The organism is Bacillus sp. FDAARGOS_527 (assembly GCF_003812125.1).
In the GTDB taxonomy this organism is placed as follows: Bacteria; Bacillota; Bacilli; order Bacillales; family Bacillaceae_G; genus Bacillus_A; species Bacillus_A paranthracis.
On the sequence record NZ_CP033795.1, the window covers coordinates 2,807,936 to 2,830,025 of the forward strand.

Consider the following 22,090-nt stretch of genomic DNA (forward strand, 5'->3'; position numbering starts at 1 on the left):
TTACAGTATAATGAAAACGATCACAAAAATCAACCATAAACATTCATAAATAACCAAAAACAATCACAAACAGTTATAAACAACAAAAAGAAACCCATTTGATTGTGATATCAAATGGGTTTCTTTTCTCGATTCTCTTATAAGGAAGCTTTATATATGCTTAAAACATCGTCTTTATTTAATTTTTTAAAATTACCAAATTCGCCATAAGCCATCGCTTTATCCGCCATTAAATCAATTTCATTTTCTCCAATAGCGTAATCAGATAACTTTACTGGTGCCTCAATTGAAGTCCAAAATTGACGTAAAACCTCAATTCCTTCTAACGCAATTTCTCGATCAGTCTTTCCATCTGTTTCTACATCGAATACACGAATAGCGAACTGTTTAAAACGACTTACATTTTCATCTACAACATGCTTCATCCAGTTCGGGAATAGAATCGCAAGGCCACCCCCGTGTGGTATGTCATGAACCGCAGAAACTGCATGTTCAATATTATGAGTTGCCCAGTCTCCTTTTACTCCCATCGCTAAAATCCCGTTTAACGCCATAGTACCGCAATATAAGATCGTTTCTCTATGCTCATAATTTTCTAAATCACTTAAAAGCTTAGGAGCTGTCTCAATTACTGTTTTTAAAACAGACTCACAATAACGATCTTGTAATTCTGTATTTGTTCCATGATGGAAATATTGCTCTAATACATGTGACATAATATCTACCATACCGTAAATTGTTTGATCCCTTGGCACAGACGCAGTATGGAGGGGATCTAAAATTGAAAACTGAGGGAAAGTAACTGGGCTACCCCAGCCATATTTTTCATTCGTTTCCCAATTTGTAATGACAGAACCAGCATTCATTTCAGATCCTGTTGCCGCAAGCGTAAGTACAGTACCAAATGGTAATGCCTCATTAGCAAATGCTTTTTTCGTTACAATATCCCATACATCTCCATCATATTTGCTACCAGCTGCAATTGCCTTCGTACAGTCAATTACACTTCCTCCACCAACTGCTAAAATGAATTCAACACCATTCTCTTTACAAATTTGAATTCCTTTCTTTACAGTTGATACACGTGGATTCGGTTCAACACCTGTCAATTCAAATACTTCCGCATTTATATCCTTTAAAATAGAAATTACATTATCATAAATACCGTTTCTTTTAATGCTGCCTCCCCCGTATACGAGAAGAACTTTTTTACCGAACTGTGGAATTTCAGTTTTCAATTGCTCTAATTGACCTTTACCGAAAATAAGTTTCGTTGGATTACGAAATACAAAATTTTGCATATCCCTTTACCATCCCTTCTATATGAAAAGCAACTATACTTTTGTATACCATATTTTTTTCATTTTACAAAAATATTTGCCTAACGAAAAAATCCCAGCCTATAGGCTGAGATTTTTTTATTGATAATAAGGTGAGATCATTAAGTAAACAATAACACCAGATAAACTTACATATAACCAGATCGGCATCGTCCAACGTACAATTTTACGATGACGTGTTAATTGATTTGTAAAACCAAATACAAGTGCAAACAATGCAAGTGGTACAATAATTGCTGCTAGGATAATATGTGTAATTAAAATGATGAAATACACATATTTAATGAATCCTTCTCCACCAAAATGTGTTGCCGGCGCTAAGTAATGATACGATAAATAAGAAACACAAAATAGCAATGTCGTCGTAAATGCTGCTAGGATAAAACCACGGTGCATTTTCACATTCTTCTTAATAATAGAGTATAGAGCTGCTAATAAGAATACGAACGTAAAGCTATTAAAAATTGCGTTTAACATTGGTAAAATCGTTACATCAAAATGTACTTCTCCTTCATAGCCAACAGGTCCAAAGAACAAAAATAAAATAATCGCATTTACAATTACAGAAAGCGTTATCACAATAGGAGCATAGCTTTTCTGATTTGTTGATTGATCCACCAAAATGGTCACTCCCTCTTCCTTCAAATATGTATACGTAACCTCACTATTTTAACATACTATTCACAGTGTAAATGTGACAATAGTTTGACACAGCAAGGCAAAACAAAGAAAAAATCCTTCTTAATAAAACTTCTTAAGAAGGATTTTATCGCTTTATTATTCAAATAGCAATGCGATTAATTTTTGTTAAAAAATGTATCGCTATATGCTTGAAAAATTTCAGACACTTGATATCCCATTAAAGAAATTGCTGTTAATGAAAAGAAACCAATCATAAGAAATCGAAACCACATATAAATCTCCTCCTTGTATTTAGCTTAAAGAACATTCGCTATATTACAAGTTGAGTGGCACTCTTCATCGTCACTTTCCTTTTTCTTTACAATTGCTGTAATAAATCGAATCATAAAGAAAAATACAAAAGGAAATTGTTCGTAATTTACCTTGGCATAGTTCAGCAACGGCTCGCGTTGCATATCGAACGGGGATGAGAAGGAATAGAACATACCTTGCTCTTCCATATATACAATTACAATTTTCATACAAAATACGATTCCTAGAAACGAAACAATATCTTGCCATTCTGTCGTATATAGCAGGTTATACAGCTCTAATACGTACTCTTCCATCGTCATCCCCCCTTCCTTTTTTATCATTTTGCTCGCCTTCGTATAAAAAGTCAAGAAAAAAGTTTATATTCACTATGACAATAGTAATTACTCATTTTTATGATTATATATGATTCTTTTATAGCAATGATTGGGTGTAACTCTCTTCGAAAACAAGAAATTAGAATCGAACAGATTCCTCATTCTTACTTGTAGTATTCGATACTGTACTATTTTTATTTCTATTAAAAATAAAATAAGAAAGTATTATAAGAACAGTAACAAGCATCGTCAAAAGTGCTTGTGAACGTAAAGATTCAATTGCAAGCATCGCAACTAAAACAGCTATAATAGCGGCAATTGTAACATACGTTACATACGGGAAAAACCACATTTTCACTTTCAAATTTTGTTGTTCTACTTTCCCCATTTTTTTACGGATCTTTAAATGCGAAACAGCTATAACGAGATAAACGAGTAACGCAATTCCGCCAGATGCATTGACTAAAAATAAAAAGACTTTATCTGGAGATATGTAACTAAAAACAACTCCAATATAAGCGAAGAACGTTCCGAATAAAACGGCCCGAACTGGAACACCACTACTATTCAATTTCAAAAATGCCTTTGGAGCATCTCCTCTTTCTGCCATTGAAAAAAGCATTCTTGAGTTCGTATATAAACCAGAATTTAAACAAGAAAGTACAGCTGTTAAAACGATAAAATTCATAATTTGTGCTGCCGCTGGTATCCCTATATGTTCCAGTACCGCTACAAACGGACTTTTTAATATGTTCGCTGAATTCCATGGAAGAAGTGTAACAACTACAGCAATCGATCCAATGAAAAATACGAGAATACGCCAAATTACACTATTTGTTGCTGTTTTTACTGCTTTTACAGGTTCAGCAGATTCTCCAGCAGCTACTGCAACAATCTCAGATCCCATAAATGAAAATATAACGACAGTAATTCCAAGTAGCACCGAACTTATACCGTTTGGCATAAATCCTCCTTGTCCTACTAAATTCGAAGTGCCAGGTGCTTCCGTTCCTGGTACAAATCCTAAAATAACAGCTAGTCCAAGACAAAGGAACAAAACAATACTTATTACTTTAATAAAAGAAAACCAATATTCAAACTCTCCAAATGATTTCACAGAAAAAACATTCGTCAATGTTAATAAAATCGTTAATATTAGGCTTAATAACCAAAGAGGGATTTCTGGAATCCAGTATTGAATAATACCAGCACCTGCTGTGGCTTCTATTGCAATAACAATTACCCAGAAAAACCAATATAGCCACCCAATTGTATAACCGGCCCATGGACCAATTGCTTCTCTTGCATATGTTGCAAATGACCCACTTGTCGGGTTAATAGCTGCCATTTCCCCAAGCATTCTCATAACGAAAACGACTAGAAGTCCTGCTAATGCATATGAAACGATAGAACCTGGTCCTGCTGAATGCACAACTGCCCCACTTCCAACAAACAAACCAGCTCCTATTACGCCGCCAATTGAGATCATTGTAATGTGGCGTATTTTGAGGTCTTTCTTAAGATTTTTATCCAACTCTTATACATCCCCTTCCAAACGTAATTTTGAAATTTCCCCCGCATTAACGGGCAGTAAAACCCCCACCTCAAAATTCAGCGGAAGCAAAGAAGTTAGGCGGGAATCTACTGCCCGTAAATGCCCGATTGGTGAGGGCTGATAATCAGCGGGGGATGCCCCCCACTGATTAAAGTTTCACTTTATGTAAGAGTATTATGTGAAAACCTTGCCTACACTTTAAAATATATCAAAATATTCTGAATTTAACAATTGTAATGCAAGCTCCTATAAAAATTATTACATTAGGTTTAATAATTTTCCATATACAATTGTTGAGAAAATTATAGCCACCTTACGAAAGAACGAATTTTCAGATATCATTAAATAAACAAGATTATACATCTAGACAACTTTTTGTATAGGAGTGTTGATATGTTAAACAAGTTCAAATTCATTTGTTGTACGTTAGTCATTTTTTTACTGCTACCACTAGCCCCCTTTCAAGCACAAGCAGCAAACAATTCAGGATCAAAACTACTCGTTGGATACTGGCATAACTTTGATAACGGTACTGGCATTATTAAATTAAGAGACGTTTCACCAAAATGGGATGTAATTAATGTATCTTTCGGTGAAACTGGTGGTGATCGTTCTACTGTTGGATTTTCTCCTGTGTATGGTACAGATGCAGAATTCAAATCAGATATTTCTTATTTAAAGAGTAAAGGAAAAAAAGTAGTTCTTTCAATTGGTGGACAAAATGGAGTCGTTTTACTTCCTGACAATGCCGCTGAGCAACGCTTTATTAATTCCATACAATCTCTCATTGATAAATACGGTTTTGATGGAATAGATATTGACCTTGAATCAGGTATTTACTTAAACGGAAATGACACTAATTTCAAAAACCCAACTACTCCTCAAATCGTAAATCTTATTTCGGCTATTCGAACAATCTCAGATCATTACGGTCCCGACTTTCTATTAAGCATGGCTCCTGAAACAGCTTATGTTCAAGGCGGTTATAGTGCATACGGAAGCATCTGGGGTGCATATTTACCGATTATTTACGGAGTGAAAGACAAACTGACATACATTCACGTTCAACACTACAACGCTGGCAGCGGGGTTGGAATGGACGGTAATAACTACAATCAAGGTACAGCAGACTATGAGGTCGCTATGGCAGATATGCTCTTACATGGTTTTCCTGTAGGTGGTAATGCAAATAACATGTTCCCAGCTCTTCGTTCGGATCAAGTAATGATTGGACTTCCTGCAGCACCAGCGGCCGCTCCAAGTGGTGGGTATATTTCTCCAACTGAAATGAAAAAAGCTTTAGATTATATCATTAAGGGAATTCCTTTCGGAGGAAAGTATAAACTTTCAAATGAGAGTGGCTATCCTGCATTCCGCGGCCTAATGTCTTGGTCTATTAATTGGGATGCAAAAAACAACTTTGAATTCTCTAGTAACTATAGAACATATTTCGATGCGATTCCCTTGCAAAAATAATGAAAACAACAATAGGTTTTATATGACCTATTGTTGTTTTTTATTTACCACCAATTAACATCGCTCGTTCATCAAAATCAAATTGAGAATGATGATGTGGAATTGAATACATTAGTTACTCTTTTGCTTCAATACAAATACTGAAAGTTCAGGTACACTCCAAAATCTAACAGGCATTCGGGTTGTCCCAATACCACGATTTACATATAAATATAACGGCTTACTCTTCCCCTCTACTTCATACATACCTTCAACATGACTCTCAGCTAGTTTTGTCGTAATGAATGGACCGATAAAAGGAATTTGAACTTGTCCTCCGTGACTATGGCCTGACATTTGAAAATCAACTGGGTAACGTGCTACTTTGTCTACAACATCCGGCTCATGTACTAATAACATATTGAAATCTTGTTGCCTTACATGTTTTAAAGTTGAGTCTATTTGCGGCTTACCTAATAAAAAATCATCCAAACCTGATATTGTAATATATTTGCCGTTTTCCGCTTTAATTTTCTGCACTTCATTGACTAACACAGCGAAACCAGCTTCCTCCATATATTTTTTATAAAATAAACTACCTCCGCCGCCCCTATCATGATTCCCAAACACTGCATATTTCCCTAAGGGTGCATGTATTTTTTGTAAAATCCCTTTCGCTTCTTCTCTTTCGGCTTTATACGATCCAAACTTATCTATTAAATCCCCTGTGAAAACTACTACATCTGGACTTAATGCATTTATCTTCTCCACCAAATTTTCTAATTGTTTCAGTGTGAATTCTGGCCCTAAATGTACATCTGAGAACTGCAATATTTTTTTATTATGAAACTCTTTAGGAATTGTAGAAGATTCTATTTCATTCCACGTAACTGTTACTAGTTTTCGTTCTATTTCTGTCGCATAGAAATACAAACTTATAGAAATCATTACTACACTTACAAAACTGATTATAGATACCTTGACGATTGATTTTTTTTGTTCTTCTTTTACGTGATACGTATTCATGTTCTCACCTCTAGAAGTACTTTAAAACCTTATTGTTACATGAATGTGACAACACGAACAATGTTAGTTATATTTAATTCCAGCCCTGCTCACTTTGACAAATTTATACAGAAGTCATAACATATTTTTATAATACATAGATTCTTAAAAATGTTCCATTTATTCTTTTATCATTTTATTAAGGAGAGATTATTCATGTCTGTATTTACACCAGAAGAAATTACGGAACTTGCTGCTAATTCCGGAAGAAAAAAAGCTCATTTATCATTACTCCCTATGCTAATTCTCGGTTTTTTTGGCGGTGCTTTCATAGCATTAGGGTATTTACTCGATATTCATGTTATTGGAACAATGCCAAAGGCTTGGGGATCATTTACTAGTTTTCTAGGCGCTGCTGTATTCCCTATCGGTCTTATTCTCGTTATTCTTGCAGGCGGTGAACTAGTAACTGGTAACATGATGACAGTTTCCATGGCCTGGCTTCAAAAGAAAATTACTTTATTTTATTTCATACGAAATTTAATTATTGTTACATTGAGCAATTTCATAGGTGCTGTATTCGTTGCTTATTTTTTCGGTCATATCGTCGGATTAACAGAGGGAGCTTTTTTAGCAAAAACAGTTTCTATTGCGCAAGCTAAACTACAAGATACACCACTACAAGCCTTCATTTCTGCAATCGGATGTAATTGGCTCGTTTGTTTAGCTGTTTGGCTTAGTATGGGAAGTAAAGAATTTATCGGAAAGATTATCGGCATTTGGTTCCCAGTTATGACTTTTGTTGCAATTGGATTTCAACACGTTGTAGCCAATATGTTTGTCATCCCAGCTATAATTTTTGCAGGTCATTTAACTTGGTTTGAATATTTTCCAAACTTCATTTTTGTTTTCTTCGGAAACTTAGTAGGAGGTATGTTATTTGTAGCGTTACCTTATTTCATATCTTATAATAAGAAACTACCTTCTACTAAAGAACAAACGGAATTAAAGAAAAAATCTGTATCCGCTTAAAAGGAACGACTATACAGCAATCCTGAAAAATATTACAAATTCCATTTTTTTTATGAATATATGTGCGTACACTTGTTCTCGAATGTTTTATACGTTATAATAACAACTTAAATAGCATTATTTACATATGAGGTGAAAAACATGAACAAAACAGAATTAATCAAAAACGTAGCACAAAATGCTGAGATTTCTCAAAAAGAAGCTACTGTAGTTGTACAAACTGTAGTAGAATCAATCACTAACACTTTAGCTGCTGGTGAAAAAGTACAACTTATCGGATTCGGTACATTCGAAGTTCGCGAAAGAGCTGCTCGTACAGGCCGTAACCCACAAACTGGTGAAGAAATGCAAATCGCAGCTTCTAAAGTACCTGCTTTCAAAGCTGGTAAAGAACTAAAAGAAGCTGTAAAATAATGAAAAATAGCCTTCTCGTTTACGAGAGGGCTATTTTTTTCATTACATAATTAATAAAAATCTGACCATTATGCTCTTTCTTTTGTTCCTTTATGCAAATAAAGCCTTTACTTATTTTAACTTCACTCTTTGCAATCGTAATGCATTTAATACAACTGATACAGAACTAAATGCCATAGCCGCTCCTGCAACCCAAGGTGCCAAGAAACCGAACGCTGCAATCGGGATTCCTAAGCCATTATAAGCTAGTGCCCAGAATAAATTTTGCTTAATATTTCTTATCGTCATCTTACTCATAAAGATTGCATCAGCAATACTATTTAAATCGCCACGAATTAACGTAATATCTGCCGCTTCCATCGCTACATCCGTTCCTGTTCCAATTGCCATACCGATATCCGCCGTAGCAAGTGCTGGAGCATCATTTATTCCATCTCCAACCATTGCTACTTTCTTACCTTGCGCTTGAAGTTTTTTCACTTCTTCTGCTTTTCCTTCTGGTAATACTTCTGCAATTACGTGTTCAATACCAACTTGCCCCGCAATCGCCTGAGCAGTTTGCGTATTATCTCCTGTAATCATAACAACGTCTAGACCCATTTTCTTAAGCCTTGTAATAGCTGCTTTTGAAGTATCTTTTACAGTATCTGCAACAGCCACTATACCAGCATATTCTTTATTAATTGCAATAAGCATTGCTGTTTTACCTTCTCGTTCTAACTCTTCCATCGATTTAGAAACTTCTTCAATATCAATATTGAATTTCTTCATTAATCGGCGTGTACCAATGAATAATTGTTTTCCTTCTACGACTGATTCAATACCGAATCCAGGAATCGCTTCAAACGTTTCTGAACTTGGAATATCAATTTTCTTTTCTTTAATTCCTTCTACAATCGCTTCTGCAAGTGGGTGTTCAGAATTTTTTTCTGCCGCACCTACTAAACGTAATATTTCTTCTTCATTGAATCCATCTGCGACAATTACATCCGTTAACACTGGCTTTCCATTTGTCACAGTACCTGTTTTATCTAGAATAACTGTATCCAATCGATGCGTTGCTTCTAAATGCTCTCCGCCTTTAAATAAAATACCATACTCAGCTGATCTTCCTGATCCAGCCATAATAGATGTAGGTGTCGCAAGACCTAATGCACATGGACAAGCGATAACAAGTACTGCTATCATTTTCTCAAGTGCTCCGCCAAAATCACCTGGTGTAACAAATATCATCCACACTGCAAATGTAATAATAGCAATCACAACTACAACCGGTACGAAAATACCTGAAATTTGATCTGCTACCCTTTGAATAGGAGCTTTTGAACCTTGAGCCTCTTCTACTACTTTAATAATTTGAGCTAATGCAGTATCTCTTCCTACCTTAGTTGCTTTCACTTTTAAAAATCCATTTTTATTCATTGTAGAACCGATTACTACATCCCCAATTGTTTTATCAACTGGAATACTTTCACCTGTTAACATCGATTCATCTATTGCTGACTTTCCTTCTACAATCTCACCATCTACCGGAATTTTTTCACCAGGCTTTACATAAACGATATCACCAGCTACTACTTCTTCGATTAAAATTTTCATTTCCGTTCCATCTCGCACAACTGTAGCTGTCTTTGCTTGTAAACCCATCAACTTTTTAATTGCTTCTGATGAACGTCCCTTTGCTTTTGCTTCAAATAATTTACCTAAAATAATTAGTGTAATAAGTACCGCGCTCGTTTCAAAATATAAATCTGTCATGTGTTCCGAAGAACCGATAGATTGAACGCTTAAATATACACTATAGAAATAGGCGGCCGACGTTCCAAGTGCCACAAGAACATCCATGTTAGCACTTTTATTACGTAACGCTTTATAAGCCCCAACATAAAACTGTCCACCAATGATAAATTGAACTGGCGTTGCAAGAGCTAGCTGCACCCAAGGGTTCATAAGCATATCAGGTAAATAAATAAACGATGTAAATGAGAAGTGACTTACCATTGCCCACAGTAACGGGAATGATAAAATAAACGAAATAATAAACTTCTTCTTTTGTCGCTCAATTTCTTGTAAGCGATGATCAGTTGATCCATCTTGCTCAGCTGATTTCACTTCCAATTTATATCCTAATTTCGTAATTGCACTCTTCATTTCATTTACATTAATTTCATCAGGATTAAAATCTACTGTAGCTGATTCCAAAGCGAAATTTACTGTCGCCCCGTTCACACCTTCTAACTTATTTAAACGCTTTTCTACTCTATTGGCACATGCTGCGCATGTCATTCCTGAAACAGTAAATTCAGCTTTATCACTTACAATTCCATATCCTAACGATTCAACTTTTTCCTTAAATTGTTGCGGATTTGTTTTTTGGGGATCATATATTATTTTCGTTTTTTCAAGTGCAAAATTTACATTTGCATCATGAACACCTTCTACTTTTTTTAGGCCTTTTTCAATTCTATTTGCACATGCGGCACATGTCATTCCTGATATTTGAAGATTGGCCTCTTTTTGTTCATTCATGTCTCTCACCTCTATATACCCTTATGAGGTATAATTATTAGCAAAATAAATCGTACTTCCTATAAAGTACGATTTATTTCCATATCTAAAAATAATTATTGAACATCGTATCCTTGATCTTCGATTACAGCAACAATATCTTTTAATGTTACAGCAGACGAGTCGATAGTAACTTCAACAGTTCCTTCTGCTAATTGAACTTTCACTTGTTCAACACCGTTTAGCTCTTTCACACTGCTTTCGATAGCATTTACACAATGTCCACAAGACATACCTTCAACTTGTAATGTTAACTGTTCCATTTAAAATCCTCCTCTTGTTTCTTTATTGTTTGTTAATCACAATTACATATTACCATACCCCCCTAAGGTAATCAATAGTTTTGTATCATGATTTTTCAATTATTTTCTAAAAGTTTATTTTACATACACTTTTTCACATCAATACCCCGAAACCTTATATGAAAGTAAACAAAAAACAAGCCAGTTACGTACTAGCTTGTTTTTACGCTTTTGAAAAACGTTCAAAGACTGTCATTAATTCTTCGATTGCTTCGTCACCATTACCATCTTTAATTGCACTTGAAACACAATGACTTGTATGGTTTTTTAATACACCCATTCCTACTTTTTTCATCGCTGCATTAATCGCTGAAATTTGCACTAAAATATCCACGCAATACCGATCATTTTCAATCATATTTTGAATACCCCGAACTTGCCCTTCAATTCTCTTCAATCTATTTATAATTTGCTCTTTTTCTTTTTCTGATCTATGTGTTACTGCTTCATGCTCTTTATGCCCCATATTATCACCTTCTTAAAGTTTCTCTTCATCCAATAAAACAATTACTTTTACGAGTATACCAATTATAGCATTAAATATCTATGCATGATACCCCATATGAGTATATTTCCACTTTATGATTATTCTTAACACATTGTTAGCTTCTCAGTCTTAATTTTCATTATACCCTTTCCTTTTTTCAAAAAACAATAATAAGCGAGGGTTGTCCATCCCCGCTTATTATTCATTCCCAAATATAAAAGCCTCAATCTTCACACATGTAAATTGAGACTTTTTCTTCCTATATATAATTATTGCTGATCACATACTTTTGTATCATTCACTACTGAAGTTCCTTCAACGGTTACCGTATGAAAACAGTCATTTACACGAACTGTCACAACATTATCTTGCCGATCAATGATATGATATTCATTAAAATTTTTATTTAGAGCACTGCGAATTTGTTCTCCTTCATAAATTGGGATACCATGCGATAAAACCCAAATAAGTCCAGCGATAGCGAGAATAGTTTTCATACGATCTACCTCCTTGAGAATATAGTGAACTTTTCATCCGTGCTTTTTCAGCTCTACGAATCATAATTGGAATGAACCAAGCCTTTTCGGAAATAAGTTCATTTCGTCTATTTTATGTTTATGCTAATTGTGAACGAATTGTGACAACTTTTTGTCTCTTTAGACGAAAAATTGCAACAAAACTTTCAAAAAGGACAATTCTACTTACGCAAACAAAAGGCTATGGAGAATTTCTCCATAGCCTTTTGTTTGCACTTTATTAAACAATCGTTTTATTATCTAACCTACTACAGATCATAGAAAAATGTGGATTCACTCAAATCACTAACCATTTAATCGATGGATACTTGACTAATGAATCTCAATCCTTTACTTAAAGAAGTCGGCACAACTGATGCATGGTTCTCCCCTTCCGCCTCATAAAACGTAAATCGAAACTGATCGTGTTTTACTTTGAAAAGGCGCTCTGATAATTCGTTTGCCCCTACAACCATATGCTCTCTTTCAAGTGAACCAACTGTAAGAAATACTCCTGTTTTAACCTTTGCATTGTTTAATTCATTTATAAGATTCCCTTCTTTTTCAAGCACAGATTGGTTATTCCACCAAATAGATGGACTACTAATAAAATAATTTTGAAAGGCATTTATGTTTGTAAATAATATATGTAAAGCAAATAGTCCACCTAAAGAATGCCCAAATATTGTTTGCTTTCCTTTATCAATTTCAAAATTCTTTTCAATTTGCGGCTTTAATTCTTCTTCAATAAAAGTAAAGAAATGATGTGCTCCTCCTGTTTTAGGCCAAGGTTTACCATCTGGTTTTAAAGCCGCATCTTTTGAAATTACGCTAGGCGTAAAATCATAACATCTTTCTTCACCTGAAAATGCCCCTTCTATTGGATAACCAATACCTACTATAATGGCTGGTGAAACACCTGTTTTTTCTGCTCTAACTGATTGTATTTTAACCGCTTCATGGAATGTTTGAAAAAAGGCATTACCATCTAATACGTAAATGACAGGATATCCTGAATCCAGTGCTGGTTGCCTCGGCTTTGAAATATGAATTTGATATTCCTTACCATCTAATTTTGAATACATGTTCCACTGTTCAGTATTAGATGTTACAATCTGCTGTTTTTCAATCGTAGTGTTCATCTTATATCCCCCCTTCTTAACTCGTTACATATATTTCTACTTTTTCTTCTTGAAATACAACGCTATCATAACCGAAGCAAACAGGAGACCCATTATACGGATCAATCATGACACGTGCATCAATATGAAATACTTCTTTTAACACTTCATTTGTAATGATTTCTTCTGGGCTACCAGTTGTAACGATTTCTCCTTCCTTCATTGCAATAATTTCATCTGAAAACCTTGCTGCATGGTTAATATCATGTAATACCATAACGACCGTACAATTATGGTCTTTATTTAATTTCTCCACAATTTGTAATACATCTAATTGATGAGACATATCAAGATATGTAGTTGGCTCATCTAATAACAACACTTCTGTCTCTTGTGCCAAAGCCATCGCTAGCCATACCTTTTGTCGTTGACCACCTGATAGATTTGCAATTTGTCTCGTTCGAAATGCAGAAGTTTTCGTTATATCTAATGCCCAGTCAATCATCTCTTTATCTTTTGAAGTTAACTTATTTACATTATTTCGATGTGGATAACGTCCATAAGAAATTAATTCTTCTACTTTAAGCTCTCCTGGTGCAATTGGAGTTTGCGGAAGTAGAGCTAACTGCTTCGCAATTTCTTTCGTTGGAATTGTATGTAAATCCTGTCCTTGCAAATATACTTTACCACTCTTTTGCTTTAAAATTCTTCCCATCGTTTTTAACAGTGTCGATTTACCGCACCCGTTTGGTCCTATAATTGTCGTTACTTTTCCTTCTTGTATTTCCACATTTAAATCGCGAAACACTGTAAGCTTTTCATAACTTGTTTCTAAATTTTTCGCACTTAAAATACTCACTTTTATTCCTCCTCTTACGCTTTCGCCTTATAAAGTAAATATAAGAAATAAGGTACACCGACAATAGAAATAACGATTCCAACTGGTAACTCTACAGGTGTGAAAACTGTTTTTGCGATAAAGTCTGAAGCAATTACAAGAAACATTCCAATTACTCCGCACGTAGGAATGATATGCTTATGCTGAATACCGACAAGTCTTTTCGCTATATGCGGTGCCATTAATCCGATGAAACCAATACTTCCTGAAACTGCAACACATGCGCTTACAAGTCCGATACTACTTAGTAGTAAAATTGATTTCTCTCTTTCTACTGAAACACCTAAACTTGTAATACTCGTTTCTTCCAATTGAAATAAATCTAATAAATAAGCTTTCTTTTGTATAAGTGGAATCAGTATGATAAGCCACGGTAACATTGCAATAATATACTTCCAGTTTGCACTATATATACTGCCTGACACCCAAACTGCAGCCATCTCGAAATCGGTTGACTTCATTTTGAGTGATAAATACATAGAAAAGGCTCCAAATCCTGATCCAATCGCAATCCCTGTTAATAAAAGACGCTGCGAATCTAACTTACCATTTTTCCAAGAAAACAGATAAATGATGATAGCTGCACCTAATCCGCCTACTAAACCAAACATTGGCATCATCATAATAGAAACCCAGTCTGTGCTTTTTAATTGCCCTTGGAAGAAAAACATAAAAATGACGATTGCTGTTCCTGCTCCTGCATTAACTCCTAAAATACCTGGGTCTGCCAATCCATTTCTCGTAATTCCTTGAATAACAGCACCTGCAACACCGAGACCTACCCCTACTAATCCCGCAATTATGATGCGCGGGAGACGAAACTCAAAAATAACTAAATCATGGTCTGGTACTGGATCTATTCTAAGGAGTGTTTTACATACATCTGTAATCGTAATATCAAACGTACCATTCGTTAAACTAATATAAATAGCACATAGTATTAAAAATATACTAATCCCCATCGTCATTCCAAAACGTTGACTTGAACTTTTAAGCATGTCTCTCTCCTCCTCTTGTACGGATTAAATAAAGGAAGAAAGGAATTCCAATTAAGGAGGTAACGACTCCAATCGGTGTTTCAAATGGATAGTTTACAAACCTACTTAAAATATCACATAACGCTAGAAAAACGCCGCCAATAACGCCTGCGCATGGCAAAATCCACTTATAATCTACCCCAATTATAAAGCGAGTAATGTGCGGAATAATTAAACCTACAAAACCAACTTTCCCCACTAAAGCAACTGCCGTTCCTGTTAAAAAGATAACTGATAAAATAGCCATCGCTTTAACTAGTTTTGTACGCTGCCCTAGGTTAATAGAAACTTCTTCTCCTAAAGAAAGAATCGTAATAGATTTTGATATTAACAGCGCTAAAACTATTCCAATTATCCCAAACGGTATCGTAATTTTAATGATATTAGGGTCTACTTGGTCTAATTTTGCATTAAACCAAAAACTAACATTTTGAGAAATTTGGAAGTATGAAGCCATTGCAGCAGACACACTGCTTAAAAATGTTCCAATAACTGTCCCAATAATCGCTAACCGAACTGGCGATAAACCATTTTGAAGGAGCGAACCAAAACCAAATACGATACCGGCTCCTAATGCAGAACCAATCATTGAACATACAACCATACCAATCGATGACATTCCCGGAAGAAAAATCATACAAAGTGTAATAACAAAAGCTGCCCCATCCGTCACACCCATAATAGAAGGGGATGCAAGATAGTTTCTTGTCATCCCCTGCATAAGTGCTCCTGATATGGCTAGAAATGCTCCAACTAAAAGAGCTGCAACTACCCTTGGTAAACGTGAAGTAATAATAATATTATGATTTACATCACTTGAATCAAAATGAAATATCGCGTTCCACACCGTTTCAGCATCAATACTTTTCGCCCCATACAAAATAGAAAGTATAACTGTAAATAAGATGAGTATGGGTGCTATACATAATATAGTTACTGGTACTGCATTTGTTTTCTGCATATCATTCAACGCACCTTACTTATTGTATTATTTAGATAAATTTTTCACTGCTTCTTTTAAGAACGCTGTTTTACTCCAAGCAGTACCACCTTGTGCCATTGGATCAACAACGTTTACAAATACTTTCTTTTCTTTCGCAGCATTCATACTTTGCCAAATTGGATTACTTTCAATTTCTTCTAGCACTTTCGGGTTTTTATTTTCAGTTGTTTCATATTGTAAGAAAATATAATCTGGGTTTAGTTCAGCAAGTTTTTCAAATGAAATTTTCTCTTGTGCTTTTACAGTTTTCAATTGTTCTGGAACAGTTAATCCAAGATCTTTATAAATTACAGGGTTGAAGTATACTCCTTCTGGGTATAGGAATAATTCGTTTGCTCTTAGTCTGATTACAAGGACTTTTTTGTCTTTTAACTTATCTCCTAGTTTTGCTTTTGCTTTTTCAGCGTCCGCATTGTAATCTTTAATAATTTTTTCTGCTTTATCTTTTTTGCCAGTTAATTCTCCCATTAACTTTAAGTTATCCTCCCAATTTGTTGAAACATGTGATACCGGGAATGTAGGAGCTACTTTCGTAAACTTTTCAGCTGTTTCTGCTGGGAATTTCGTACTAGATGTAATAACGTCTGGTTTTAATTGAAGTAATGTTTCGAAATTTGGTTGCATTTTCTCACCAACAGATTTCGCACCTTCTAAATCTTTCTCCAGATACTTTGGTAATTTACCACCAACCGTAATCGCACCAACTGGTTTAATTCCAAGTACTGCTGCATCTTCCATTGACTCTAAACTAGCTGTTGCAATTTTATCTACTTTTGCTGGCACTGTATATTCTTTACCTAAATATGTAATTTTTCGTTTTTCGTCTTTTTTCGTCTCACTAGCCTTTGTCTGTTGAGTTTTTTCTCCTGAAGTTTTATCCGCACTATTACATGCTGCTAGTCCTACACTTAAAACTGTTACCATACCTAATGTAAATAACTTCTTATTCATCTTTAAATATCTCCTCTCGAATTTCCAAACTATATTCTCAATAAAATTTAACTATATGAAACTTGTCCTACATATATATTTTATTAGATTAATAATTCTATCCAGAACTCATTCTCATTCACTTCCCCTAAGCTATAATTCTTTTATACCTCACCCATTGATAATCTTTTTCATTGATAATGATTATCGTTACTAATTATATATTTAATATGCAATTATTTCAAGAAAGATTTGAAAAATTTTAACAAACTGAATTAAAAAAGAAGTATCCGCCTCATGTTAGGTAGATACTTCTTTTTTAGAAATTTATATGTAATTCAACTGGGCAATGGTCTGACCCCATTACTTCACTATTAATTTTCGCCGCTGTTATTTGGTCTTTCATTCTTTCAGAAACAACAAAATAATCTAAACGCCATTCAATATTTTCACCTTTGTAATCTTGCTCTTACATTTATGAATACATACATACACACTTTATTCAGGTTATACTAATTTCAGAGGTGATGTTCTTTGCACAATGAAGGAGTTACGTTAACAAATGAACATTGGCAAGCAATTATCCATAATGATCCTTCCTATGATAGTAAATTCTTTTATGCTGTGAAATCAACTGGAATCTTTTGCAGGCCATCATGCAAATCAAGAATACCGAATAAAAACAATGTACGAATTTTTCATCATGCAGAGCAAGCATTAAATGAAAACTTTCGCCCGTGCAAGCGTTGTAAACCAAATGGGCTCACTTTACCTAATGAAGAGTGGGTAGAACAAATTAAAGAGTATATCGAAAAACACTTTGATGAATTATTAACTCTAGACATACTTGCGGAAATGTGCCATGGTAGCCCCTTTCATTTACAACGCACTTTCAAAAAAATGACAGGAATAAGTCCGATAGAATATATACAGCAGTTCAGAATTGTTAAAGCAGCAGAACACCTTTTACACTCAAATCAACCCATTAAAGAAATTAGTACTGCCGTCGGGATAGAAAATCCAGAATATTTCGCAACTTTATTTAAAAAGAAAACTGGATTTACCCCTACTGAATATCGAAAAAAGAATGAAATGAAAGAGGGATACAATAATGAATTCTTACAAAAATAATTATATATATTGGACGCTACTTACACATGCAAATTGGAAGTTTCATATTGCTGCAACTGAAACTGGACTATGTTTCATTGGATCACAAAACGAAACCTTTGAAGAAGTAAATATATGGGCTAGAAAAAAACTGCCTCAACATATATTGATCCATAGTCCAGATTACTTACAAGTATATACAAAAGAAATTATCGAGTATTTAGAAAACAAGAGAGAAACCTTTACATCCCCTATCGCTGCTTACGGAACTGCATTTCAATTATCTGTTTGGAGTACGGTACGTGAAATTCCTTATGGAAAAACATATTCTTATACAGAAATTGCAGATAGAATTCAAAAACCTACAGCGGTACGTGCCGTTGCGTCTGCTATTGCTGCCAACCCAATTCTCATTATGATTCCTTGCCACCGTGTTATTGGAAAGAATGGTAAACTAACTGGTTTTAGAGGGGGATTAGAAATGAAGAAAGAATTGCTTGCATTAGAAAAATTACAGGTGGAATTCATATGACAGCCGAATATAGTAACGCATTAACTTTAACAGTTCCAACAGAATTTAGTTTTCAAGAAAATTTACGCTATCTATCCCGTTCTAACAATGAATGTATGTTCCACATTGAACATAACAAAATTTATAAAGTTATCCCTGTTCACGATGTAAATCCTTTAGTTGAAATTAGTATGAATGCGGATGATACTATTCAAATACGTTTTTTAGGAGAAGCCTATATCTCTGCAAAACCGATACGCGATGCTGTAGCTAACTATGTAACTGAATGGTTTGATTTAACTACTGATTTAGCTCCCTTTTATACATTAGCTAAACATGATGTACTCCTTCAAAGACCAATTGAACAATATTATGGCCTTCGTACTTTAGGTATTCCAGACTTATTTGAGGCACTTTCCTGGGGAATTATCGGGCAACAAATTAACCTCACTTATGCTTATACACTAAAAAGAAGATTAGTCGAGACATTTGGAAGTTATGTAGAATGGAACGATAGAAAGCATTGGATATTCCCATCACATGAAACAATTGCCAATTTACACGTAGAGGATCTCAAAAATTTAAAAATGACGACTAGAAAATGTGAATATTTAATCGGTATTGCAAAGCTTATTACAGAAGGAAAACTATCAAAAGAATCTTTACTACAAACACAAGATGTAAAGATTGCTGAAAAACAATTAACTGCTATACATGGTATAGGTCCGTGGACTGCTCACTATGTTTTAATGCGCTGTTTACGATTCCCTTCCGCTTTTCCAATTGACGATGTTGGTTTGCACAATGCAATTAAATATATAACAGGTTCTAAAAGTAAACCGACTAAACAGGAAATAAAAGATTTTGCGGCAAATTGGATCAACTGGGAGTCTTACGCAACTTTTTATTTGTGGCGAGTATTATACTAAAAAACCAAGTAGCGTTTTTGCACTACTTGGTTCTTTTTTAAGCTTGTTCTTCAAATCGTCTTGCAATTTCTATAATAACTTGAACAGCTTTTTCCATAACATCTACCGAAACATACTCAAATTTACCGTGATAGTTTTCACCACCTGTGAAAATGTTTGGGGTTGGTAATCCCATATACGATAATTGTGATCCATCTGTTCCACCGCGAATCGGATGAATATTTGGTTCGATATTTAAACTTTTCATTGCCTCATATGCAATATCAACAATTTCTCTCACTGGTTCAATCTTTTCAAGCATGTTATAGTATTGATCATTCATTTCTAAAACGACTGCATCTCGTCCATACTTCTCTTGCATTTGCTTCACAATATTTTCAACGTTATGTTTACGCGCTTCAAAATTTTCACGATCAAAATCTCGAATAATATAATACGCTTTACTTTGCTCAACATCACCATTTAAAGAAAGTAAATGATAGAATCCTTCATACCCCTCTGTATATTCTGGTGCCTCTTCTACTGGTAAATAGCTATTAAACTCCATAGCAAGTTTAGTTGCGTTACGCATTTTATTTTTCGCTGTTCCAGGATGTGTATTTGTTCCGTTAAACGTTAACTTAGCACCTGCAGCATTAAAGCTTTCATACTCTAAACCACCTAATGGACCTCCATCCATCGTATAAGCAAATGAAGCGCCAAACGCTTCTACATCAAAATGCGCTGGGCCGCGGCCAATTTCTTCATCCGGCGTAAACGCAACTCTAATTTTCCCATGTTTAATTTGCGGATTATGTATTAAATAATTCATTGCAACCATAATTTCTGTAAGACCAGCTTTATCATCTGCTCCTAACAGTGTTGTACCGTCCGTTGTAATAATCGTATGACCTTTATAAGACGGTAATTCTGGGAACTGTTCTGGTGTTAATACAACATTAAGCTCTTCATTTAATGTAATTGCGTTCCCGTCAAAGTTTTCATGAATTTGTGGTTTTACATTTTTCCCAGTAAAGTCTGTTGCTGTATCTAAATGTGCTAAAAATCCGATTACAGGAACATCCTTATCCGTATTAGCCGGAAGTGTTGCCATTACATATCCGTTATCGTCCATCGTTACTTCTGTTAACCCAATTTCTTTTAACTCTTCAACTAATAACTTACCAAACTCAATTTGTCCTGGTGTTGTTGGCACTGTATGACTGTCTTCATTTGATTGCGTATCAATCTTTACATATCTCGTAAATCTTTCAATAAGTTCTTGTTTCAAATTCATTCACTCCCTTTTATACTTCTTTCTCTATTATAATCCTTGAGACGAAATATTTTAACTTTTTTGACTGTGAATACATATATTTCATTTGTATTTTAGCTATTTTAAATACCGGCTGAAAAGTCGTAAAATTTGTACATTAAAACCCTTACATGTAATATACATAATTATACAATATGGGAGGTTTTAAAAATGAGGCTAACTCTCTTTCGCTATTTTCTTTTTTTCTTAGGGTTAATCTTCTTTGGGCTTGGAAATGCTCTTGCAGTCAAAGTAAAATTTCTCGGTTTACATCCTTGGGAAGTTTTAAATATGGCTCTCTACCAAAGGTTTGGATGGACGATTGGTACGTGGAGTGTCATATGTGGGTTATGTCTCGTTCTCATTTCTTTACTAGTAGATCGAAAATATATAAATGTGGGAACATTTTTAAATGCACTACTTATCGGTCCCATTATGGACTTTTTCTTACAATCAAATATTCTTCCAAACGCTAGTGATTATTTATGGATAAACTTACTCATTTTATTTTCTGGTATTGCCATTACAGGTATCGGTGGAGGTATGTATGTTGCGGCTGGAATTGGTGCTGGACCTCGTGATGGATTCATGCTTACTATTTCCGACAAAACAGGTCTATCTATTAGCCGTGCTCGAATCATTGTAGAATGCATTGTACTAGTTATTGGATTTATGCTAGGGGGTCCTGTTTTTATCGTAACTTTTCTGTATACCTTTATTCAAAGTCCAATCTTTCAGCAATCATTTAAGGTATTTCAAACACTTTTACATACTCTACATAACAAAAAGAAAATTAATGAACATGTTTAAAGTACAATTTAATACAAATAAATTCACCCTATTTACGATTCTCACCGCAAATAGGGTGTTTCTTTTTTATTCCATAATTTAAGAAGATATACTAACCATTCACAATAAAAGTATATACATCGTTATAAATACAACCATTTACCCTAATAACGTACTTCCCGGGTTTACTAAAACGAATTGTGTATTTATTTAGCTGAATTGCTTCTTTATCTCCAGAAAGAATATCAATGCTTCTGCCACTTAATACATATAATTCATTTAGATTCATCGATACATCAATTGCATTGAAATTCTCCTCTTTCACTTGCTGTAATTCCGCAGCGCTTATACTTGGTTCTAAAAACAGTAGTCCACTTAATCCAATCGTCCCCGCTAAAGCAACTCCCGCAAACTTTTTAATTTGTTTCATTACAATGACCTCCTTATAGATTTTGCGTAAAGGTGATGTCCTCCCTTACACCACAAAGCCTATATGTAATGAAATAAAAAGTAAACGAGGACAG

General features: G+C 34.7%; 23 protein-coding genes and 2 pseudogenes. 7 read left to right on the forward strand and 18 right to left on the reverse strand.

Annotated features, from left to right (window positions below; translation table 11 throughout):
• Positions 1-137 precede the first annotated feature (137 nt).
• The 4 genes from EGX95_RS17005 to gabP form a co-directional block, all read right to left on the reverse strand.
• Positions 138-1,301, reverse strand: coding sequence for an iron-containing alcohol dehydrogenase (locus EGX95_RS17005; protein WP_001179083.1), 1,164 nt, complete (start codon positions 1,299-1,301; stop codon positions 138-140).
• A gap of 117 nt (positions 1,302-1,418) precedes the next feature.
• A complete protein-coding gene (locus EGX95_RS17010) occupies positions 1,419-1,961 on the reverse strand; it encodes a DUF420 domain-containing protein (protein WP_000228316.1) in 543 nt (180 codons plus the stop codon).
• Between the two features lie 317 nt (positions 1,962-2,278).
• The gene (locus EGX95_RS17015) at positions 2,279-2,617 is read right to left on the reverse strand and encodes a hypothetical protein (protein WP_002028298.1); all 339 of its coding nucleotides are present in this window, start codon (positions 2,615-2,617) and stop codon (positions 2,279-2,281) included.
• A 133-nt stretch (positions 2,618-2,750) separates the two neighbouring features.
• Positions 2,751-4,145, reverse strand: coding sequence for a GABA permease (gene gabP / locus EGX95_RS17020; RefSeq protein ID WP_000360126.1), 1,395 nt, complete (start codon positions 4,143-4,145; stop codon positions 2,751-2,753).
• A 414-nt stretch (positions 4,146-4,559) separates the two neighbouring features.
• On the opposite strand from gabP, the gene EGX95_RS17025 reads away from it, so the two are divergent.
• Positions 4,560-5,642, forward strand: a complete 1,083-nt coding sequence (locus EGX95_RS17025) for a chitinase (protein ID WP_002028296.1) — start codon at positions 4,560-4,562, stop codon at positions 5,640-5,642.
• Positions 5,643-5,753: 111 nt separating this feature from the next.
• Here EGX95_RS17025 and EGX95_RS17030 read toward each other — a convergent pair whose 3' ends face one another.
• The gene (locus EGX95_RS17030) at positions 5,754-6,647 is read right to left on the reverse strand and encodes a metallophosphoesterase (RefSeq protein ID WP_001099529.1); all 894 of its coding nucleotides are present in this window, start codon (positions 6,645-6,647) and stop codon (positions 5,754-5,756) included.
• Positions 6,648-6,842: 195 nt separating this feature from the next.
• On the opposite strand from EGX95_RS17030, the gene EGX95_RS17035 reads away from it, so the two are divergent.
• Positions 6,843-7,658, forward strand: coding sequence for a formate/nitrite transporter family protein (locus EGX95_RS17035; RefSeq protein ID WP_000110527.1), 816 nt, complete (start codon positions 6,843-6,845; stop codon positions 7,656-7,658).
• A gap of 141 nt (positions 7,659-7,799) precedes the next feature.
• A complete protein-coding gene (locus EGX95_RS17040; RefSeq protein ID WP_001043904.1) occupies positions 7,800-8,072 on the forward strand; it encodes an HU family DNA-binding protein in 273 nt (90 codons plus the stop codon).
• Positions 8,073-8,091: 19 nt separating this feature from the next.
• On the opposite strand, the pseudogene EGX95_RS17045 reads toward EGX95_RS17040, so the two are convergent.
• From EGX95_RS17045 to EGX95_RS17095, 11 genes and pseudogenes are all read right to left on the reverse strand, one after another.
• Positions 8,092-8,184: pseudogene (locus EGX95_RS17045) on the reverse strand (GNAT family N-acetyltransferase); the annotation flags it as partial.
• Positions 8,184-10,601, reverse strand: coding sequence for a heavy metal translocating P-type ATPase (locus EGX95_RS17050; protein ID WP_001005289.1), 2,418 nt, complete (start codon positions 10,599-10,601; stop codon positions 8,184-8,186). The gene EGX95_RS17050 and the pseudogene EGX95_RS17045, both read right to left, overlap by 1 nt.
• A 95-nt stretch (positions 10,602-10,696) precedes the next feature.
• Positions 10,697-10,903 (reverse strand): copper chaperone CopZ, encoded by a 207-nt coding sequence (gene copZ / locus EGX95_RS17055; RefSeq protein ID WP_000436973.1) that lies wholly within the window; start codon positions 10,901-10,903, stop codon positions 10,697-10,699.
• A gap of 202 nt (positions 10,904-11,105) precedes the next feature.
• Positions 11,106-11,408 carry a metal-sensing transcriptional repressor gene (locus EGX95_RS17060; RefSeq protein WP_000509878.1) on the reverse strand — a complete coding sequence of 101 codons (303 nt, stop codon included), beginning with the start codon at positions 11,406-11,408 and terminating at the stop codon, positions 11,106-11,108.
• Positions 11,409-11,698: 290 nt separating this feature from the next.
• Positions 11,699-11,926: a hypothetical protein gene (locus tag EGX95_RS17065; protein ID WP_000849103.1), complete on the reverse strand. Its 228-nt coding sequence runs from the start codon at positions 11,924-11,926 to the stop codon at positions 11,699-11,701.
• Between the two features lie 332 nt (positions 11,927-12,258).
• A complete protein-coding gene (locus tag EGX95_RS17070) occupies positions 12,259-13,086 on the reverse strand; it encodes an alpha/beta hydrolase (RefSeq protein WP_001098334.1) in 828 nt (275 codons plus the stop codon).
• Between the two features lie 16 nt (positions 13,087-13,102).
• Positions 13,103-13,924, reverse strand: a complete 822-nt coding sequence (locus tag EGX95_RS17075; protein WP_000025757.1) for an ABC transporter ATP-binding protein — start codon at positions 13,922-13,924, stop codon at positions 13,103-13,105.
• A 14-nt stretch (positions 13,925-13,938) separates the two neighbouring features.
• Positions 13,939-14,961, reverse strand: a complete 1,023-nt coding sequence (locus EGX95_RS17080) for a FecCD family ABC transporter permease (protein ID WP_000920465.1) — start codon at positions 14,959-14,961, stop codon at positions 13,939-13,941.
• Positions 14,954-15,961 (reverse strand): FecCD family ABC transporter permease, encoded by a 1,008-nt coding sequence (locus EGX95_RS17085; RefSeq protein ID WP_001173045.1) that lies wholly within the window; start codon positions 15,959-15,961, stop codon positions 14,954-14,956. The genes EGX95_RS17080 and EGX95_RS17085 overlap by 8 nt, the downstream gene beginning before the upstream one ends.
• A gap of 27 nt (positions 15,962-15,988) precedes the next feature.
• Complete coding sequence (locus EGX95_RS17090) at positions 15,989-16,954, reverse strand: iron-hydroxamate ABC transporter substrate-binding protein (protein WP_001035495.1); 966 nt, start codon at positions 16,952-16,954, stop codon at positions 15,989-15,991.
• 298 nt (positions 16,955-17,252) lie between these two features.
• Positions 17,253-17,390: pseudogene (locus tag EGX95_RS17095) on the reverse strand (exodeoxyribonuclease III); the annotation flags it as partial.
• 77 nt (positions 17,391-17,467) lie between these two features.
• On the opposite strand from EGX95_RS17095, the gene adaA reads away from it, so the two are divergent.
• Genes adaA through alkA form a run of 3 tightly spaced genes read left to right on the forward strand, consistent with a single transcriptional unit; the run spans position 17,468 to position 19,483 of the window.
• The gene (adaA, locus tag EGX95_RS17100; RefSeq protein ID WP_000551305.1) at positions 17,468-18,064 is read left to right on the forward strand and encodes a bifunctional transcriptional activator/DNA repair enzyme AdaA; all 597 of its coding nucleotides are present in this window, start codon (positions 17,468-17,470) and stop codon (positions 18,062-18,064) included.
• A complete protein-coding gene (locus EGX95_RS17105) occupies positions 18,045-18,575 on the forward strand; it encodes a methylated-DNA--[protein]-cysteine S-methyltransferase (protein WP_001089826.1) in 531 nt (176 codons plus the stop codon). The genes adaA and EGX95_RS17105 overlap by 20 nt, the downstream gene beginning before the upstream one ends.
• Positions 18,572-19,483, forward strand: a complete 912-nt coding sequence (gene alkA, locus EGX95_RS17110) for a DNA-3-methyladenine glycosidase II (protein WP_000123537.1) — start codon at positions 18,572-18,574, stop codon at positions 19,481-19,483. The genes EGX95_RS17105 and alkA overlap by 4 nt, the downstream gene beginning before the upstream one ends.
• A gap of 37 nt (positions 19,484-19,520) precedes the next feature.
• Here alkA and pepT read toward each other — a convergent pair whose 3' ends face one another.
• Positions 19,521-20,753: a peptidase T gene (gene pepT / locus EGX95_RS17115; RefSeq protein ID WP_000806991.1), complete on the reverse strand. Its 1,233-nt coding sequence runs from the start codon at positions 20,751-20,753 to the stop codon at positions 19,521-19,523.
• Positions 20,754-20,948: 195 nt separating this feature from the next.
• Here pepT and EGX95_RS17120 point away from each other — a divergent pair, with 195 nt between their 5' ends.
• The gene (locus EGX95_RS17120; RefSeq protein WP_001241262.1) at positions 20,949-21,587 is read left to right on the forward strand and encodes a YczE/YyaS/YitT family protein; all 639 of its coding nucleotides are present in this window, start codon (positions 20,949-20,951) and stop codon (positions 21,585-21,587) included.
• Positions 21,588-21,678: 91 nt separating this feature from the next.
• Here EGX95_RS17120 and EGX95_RS17125 read toward each other — a convergent pair whose 3' ends face one another.
• Entirely contained in the window at positions 21,679-21,996 is a 318-nt protein-coding gene (locus EGX95_RS17125) for a hypothetical protein (RefSeq protein ID WP_000809485.1), read from the reverse strand.
• Between the last annotated feature and the right edge of the window lie 94 nt (positions 21,997-22,090).

Bases quoted from the DNA above. Each gene is read 5' to 3' on its own strand.
- EGX95_RS17005 (WP_001179083.1), bottom strand. From the start codon at position 1,301: ATGCAAAATTTTGTATTTCGTAATCCAACGAAACTTATTTTCGGTAAA.
- EGX95_RS17015 (WP_002028298.1), bottom strand. From the start codon at position 2,617: ATGATAAAAAAGGAAGGGGGGATGACGATGGAAGAGTACGTATTAGAG.
- EGX95_RS17025 (WP_002028296.1), top strand. From the start codon at position 4,560: ATGTTAAACAAGTTCAAATTCATTTGTTGTACGTTAGTCATTTTTTTA.
- EGX95_RS17030 (WP_001099529.1), bottom strand. From the start codon at position 6,647: ATGAATACGTATCACGTAAAAGAAGAACAAAAAAAATCAATCGTCAAG.
- EGX95_RS17035 (WP_000110527.1), top strand. From the start codon at position 6,843: ATGTCTGTATTTACACCAGAAGAAATTACGGAACTTGCTGCTAATTCC.
- EGX95_RS17040 (WP_001043904.1), top strand. From the start codon at position 7,800: ATGAACAAAACAGAATTAATCAAAAACGTAGCACAAAATGCTGAGATT.
- EGX95_RS17050 (WP_001005289.1), bottom strand. From the start codon at position 10,601: ATGAATGAACAAAAAGAGGCCAATCTTCAAATATCAGGAATGACATGT.
- copZ (WP_000436973.1), bottom strand. From the start codon at position 10,903: ATGGAACAGTTAACATTACAAGTTGAAGGTATGTCTTGTGGACATTGT.
- EGX95_RS17060 (WP_000509878.1), bottom strand. From the start codon at position 11,408: ATGGGGCATAAAGAGCATGAAGCAGTAACACATAGATCAGAAAAAGAA.
- EGX95_RS17065 (WP_000849103.1), bottom strand. From the start codon at position 11,926: ATGAAAACTATTCTCGCTATCGCTGGACTTATTTGGGTTTTATCGCAT.
- EGX95_RS17070 (WP_001098334.1), bottom strand. From the start codon at position 13,086: ATGAACACTACGATTGAAAAACAGCAGATTGTAACATCTAATACTGAA.
- EGX95_RS17080 (WP_000920465.1), bottom strand. From the start codon at position 14,961: ATGCTTAAAAGTTCAAGTCAACGTTTTGGAATGACGATGGGGATTAGT.
- EGX95_RS17085 (WP_001173045.1), bottom strand. From the start codon at position 15,961: ATGCAGAAAACAAATGCAGTACCAGTAACTATATTATGTATAGCACCC.
- EGX95_RS17090 (WP_001035495.1), bottom strand. From the start codon at position 16,954: ATGAATAAGAAGTTATTTACATTAGGTATGGTAACAGTTTTAAGTGTA.
- EGX95_RS17105 (WP_001089826.1), top strand. From the start codon at position 18,045: ATGAATTCTTACAAAAATAATTATATATATTGGACGCTACTTACACAT.
- alkA (WP_000123537.1), top strand. From the start codon at position 18,572: ATGACAGCCGAATATAGTAACGCATTAACTTTAACAGTTCCAACAGAA.
- EGX95_RS17120 (WP_001241262.1), top strand. From the start codon at position 20,949: ATGAGGCTAACTCTCTTTCGCTATTTTCTTTTTTTCTTAGGGTTAATC.
- EGX95_RS17125 (WP_000809485.1), bottom strand. From the start codon at position 21,996: ATGAAACAAATTAAAAAGTTTGCGGGAGTTGCTTTAGCGGGGACGATT.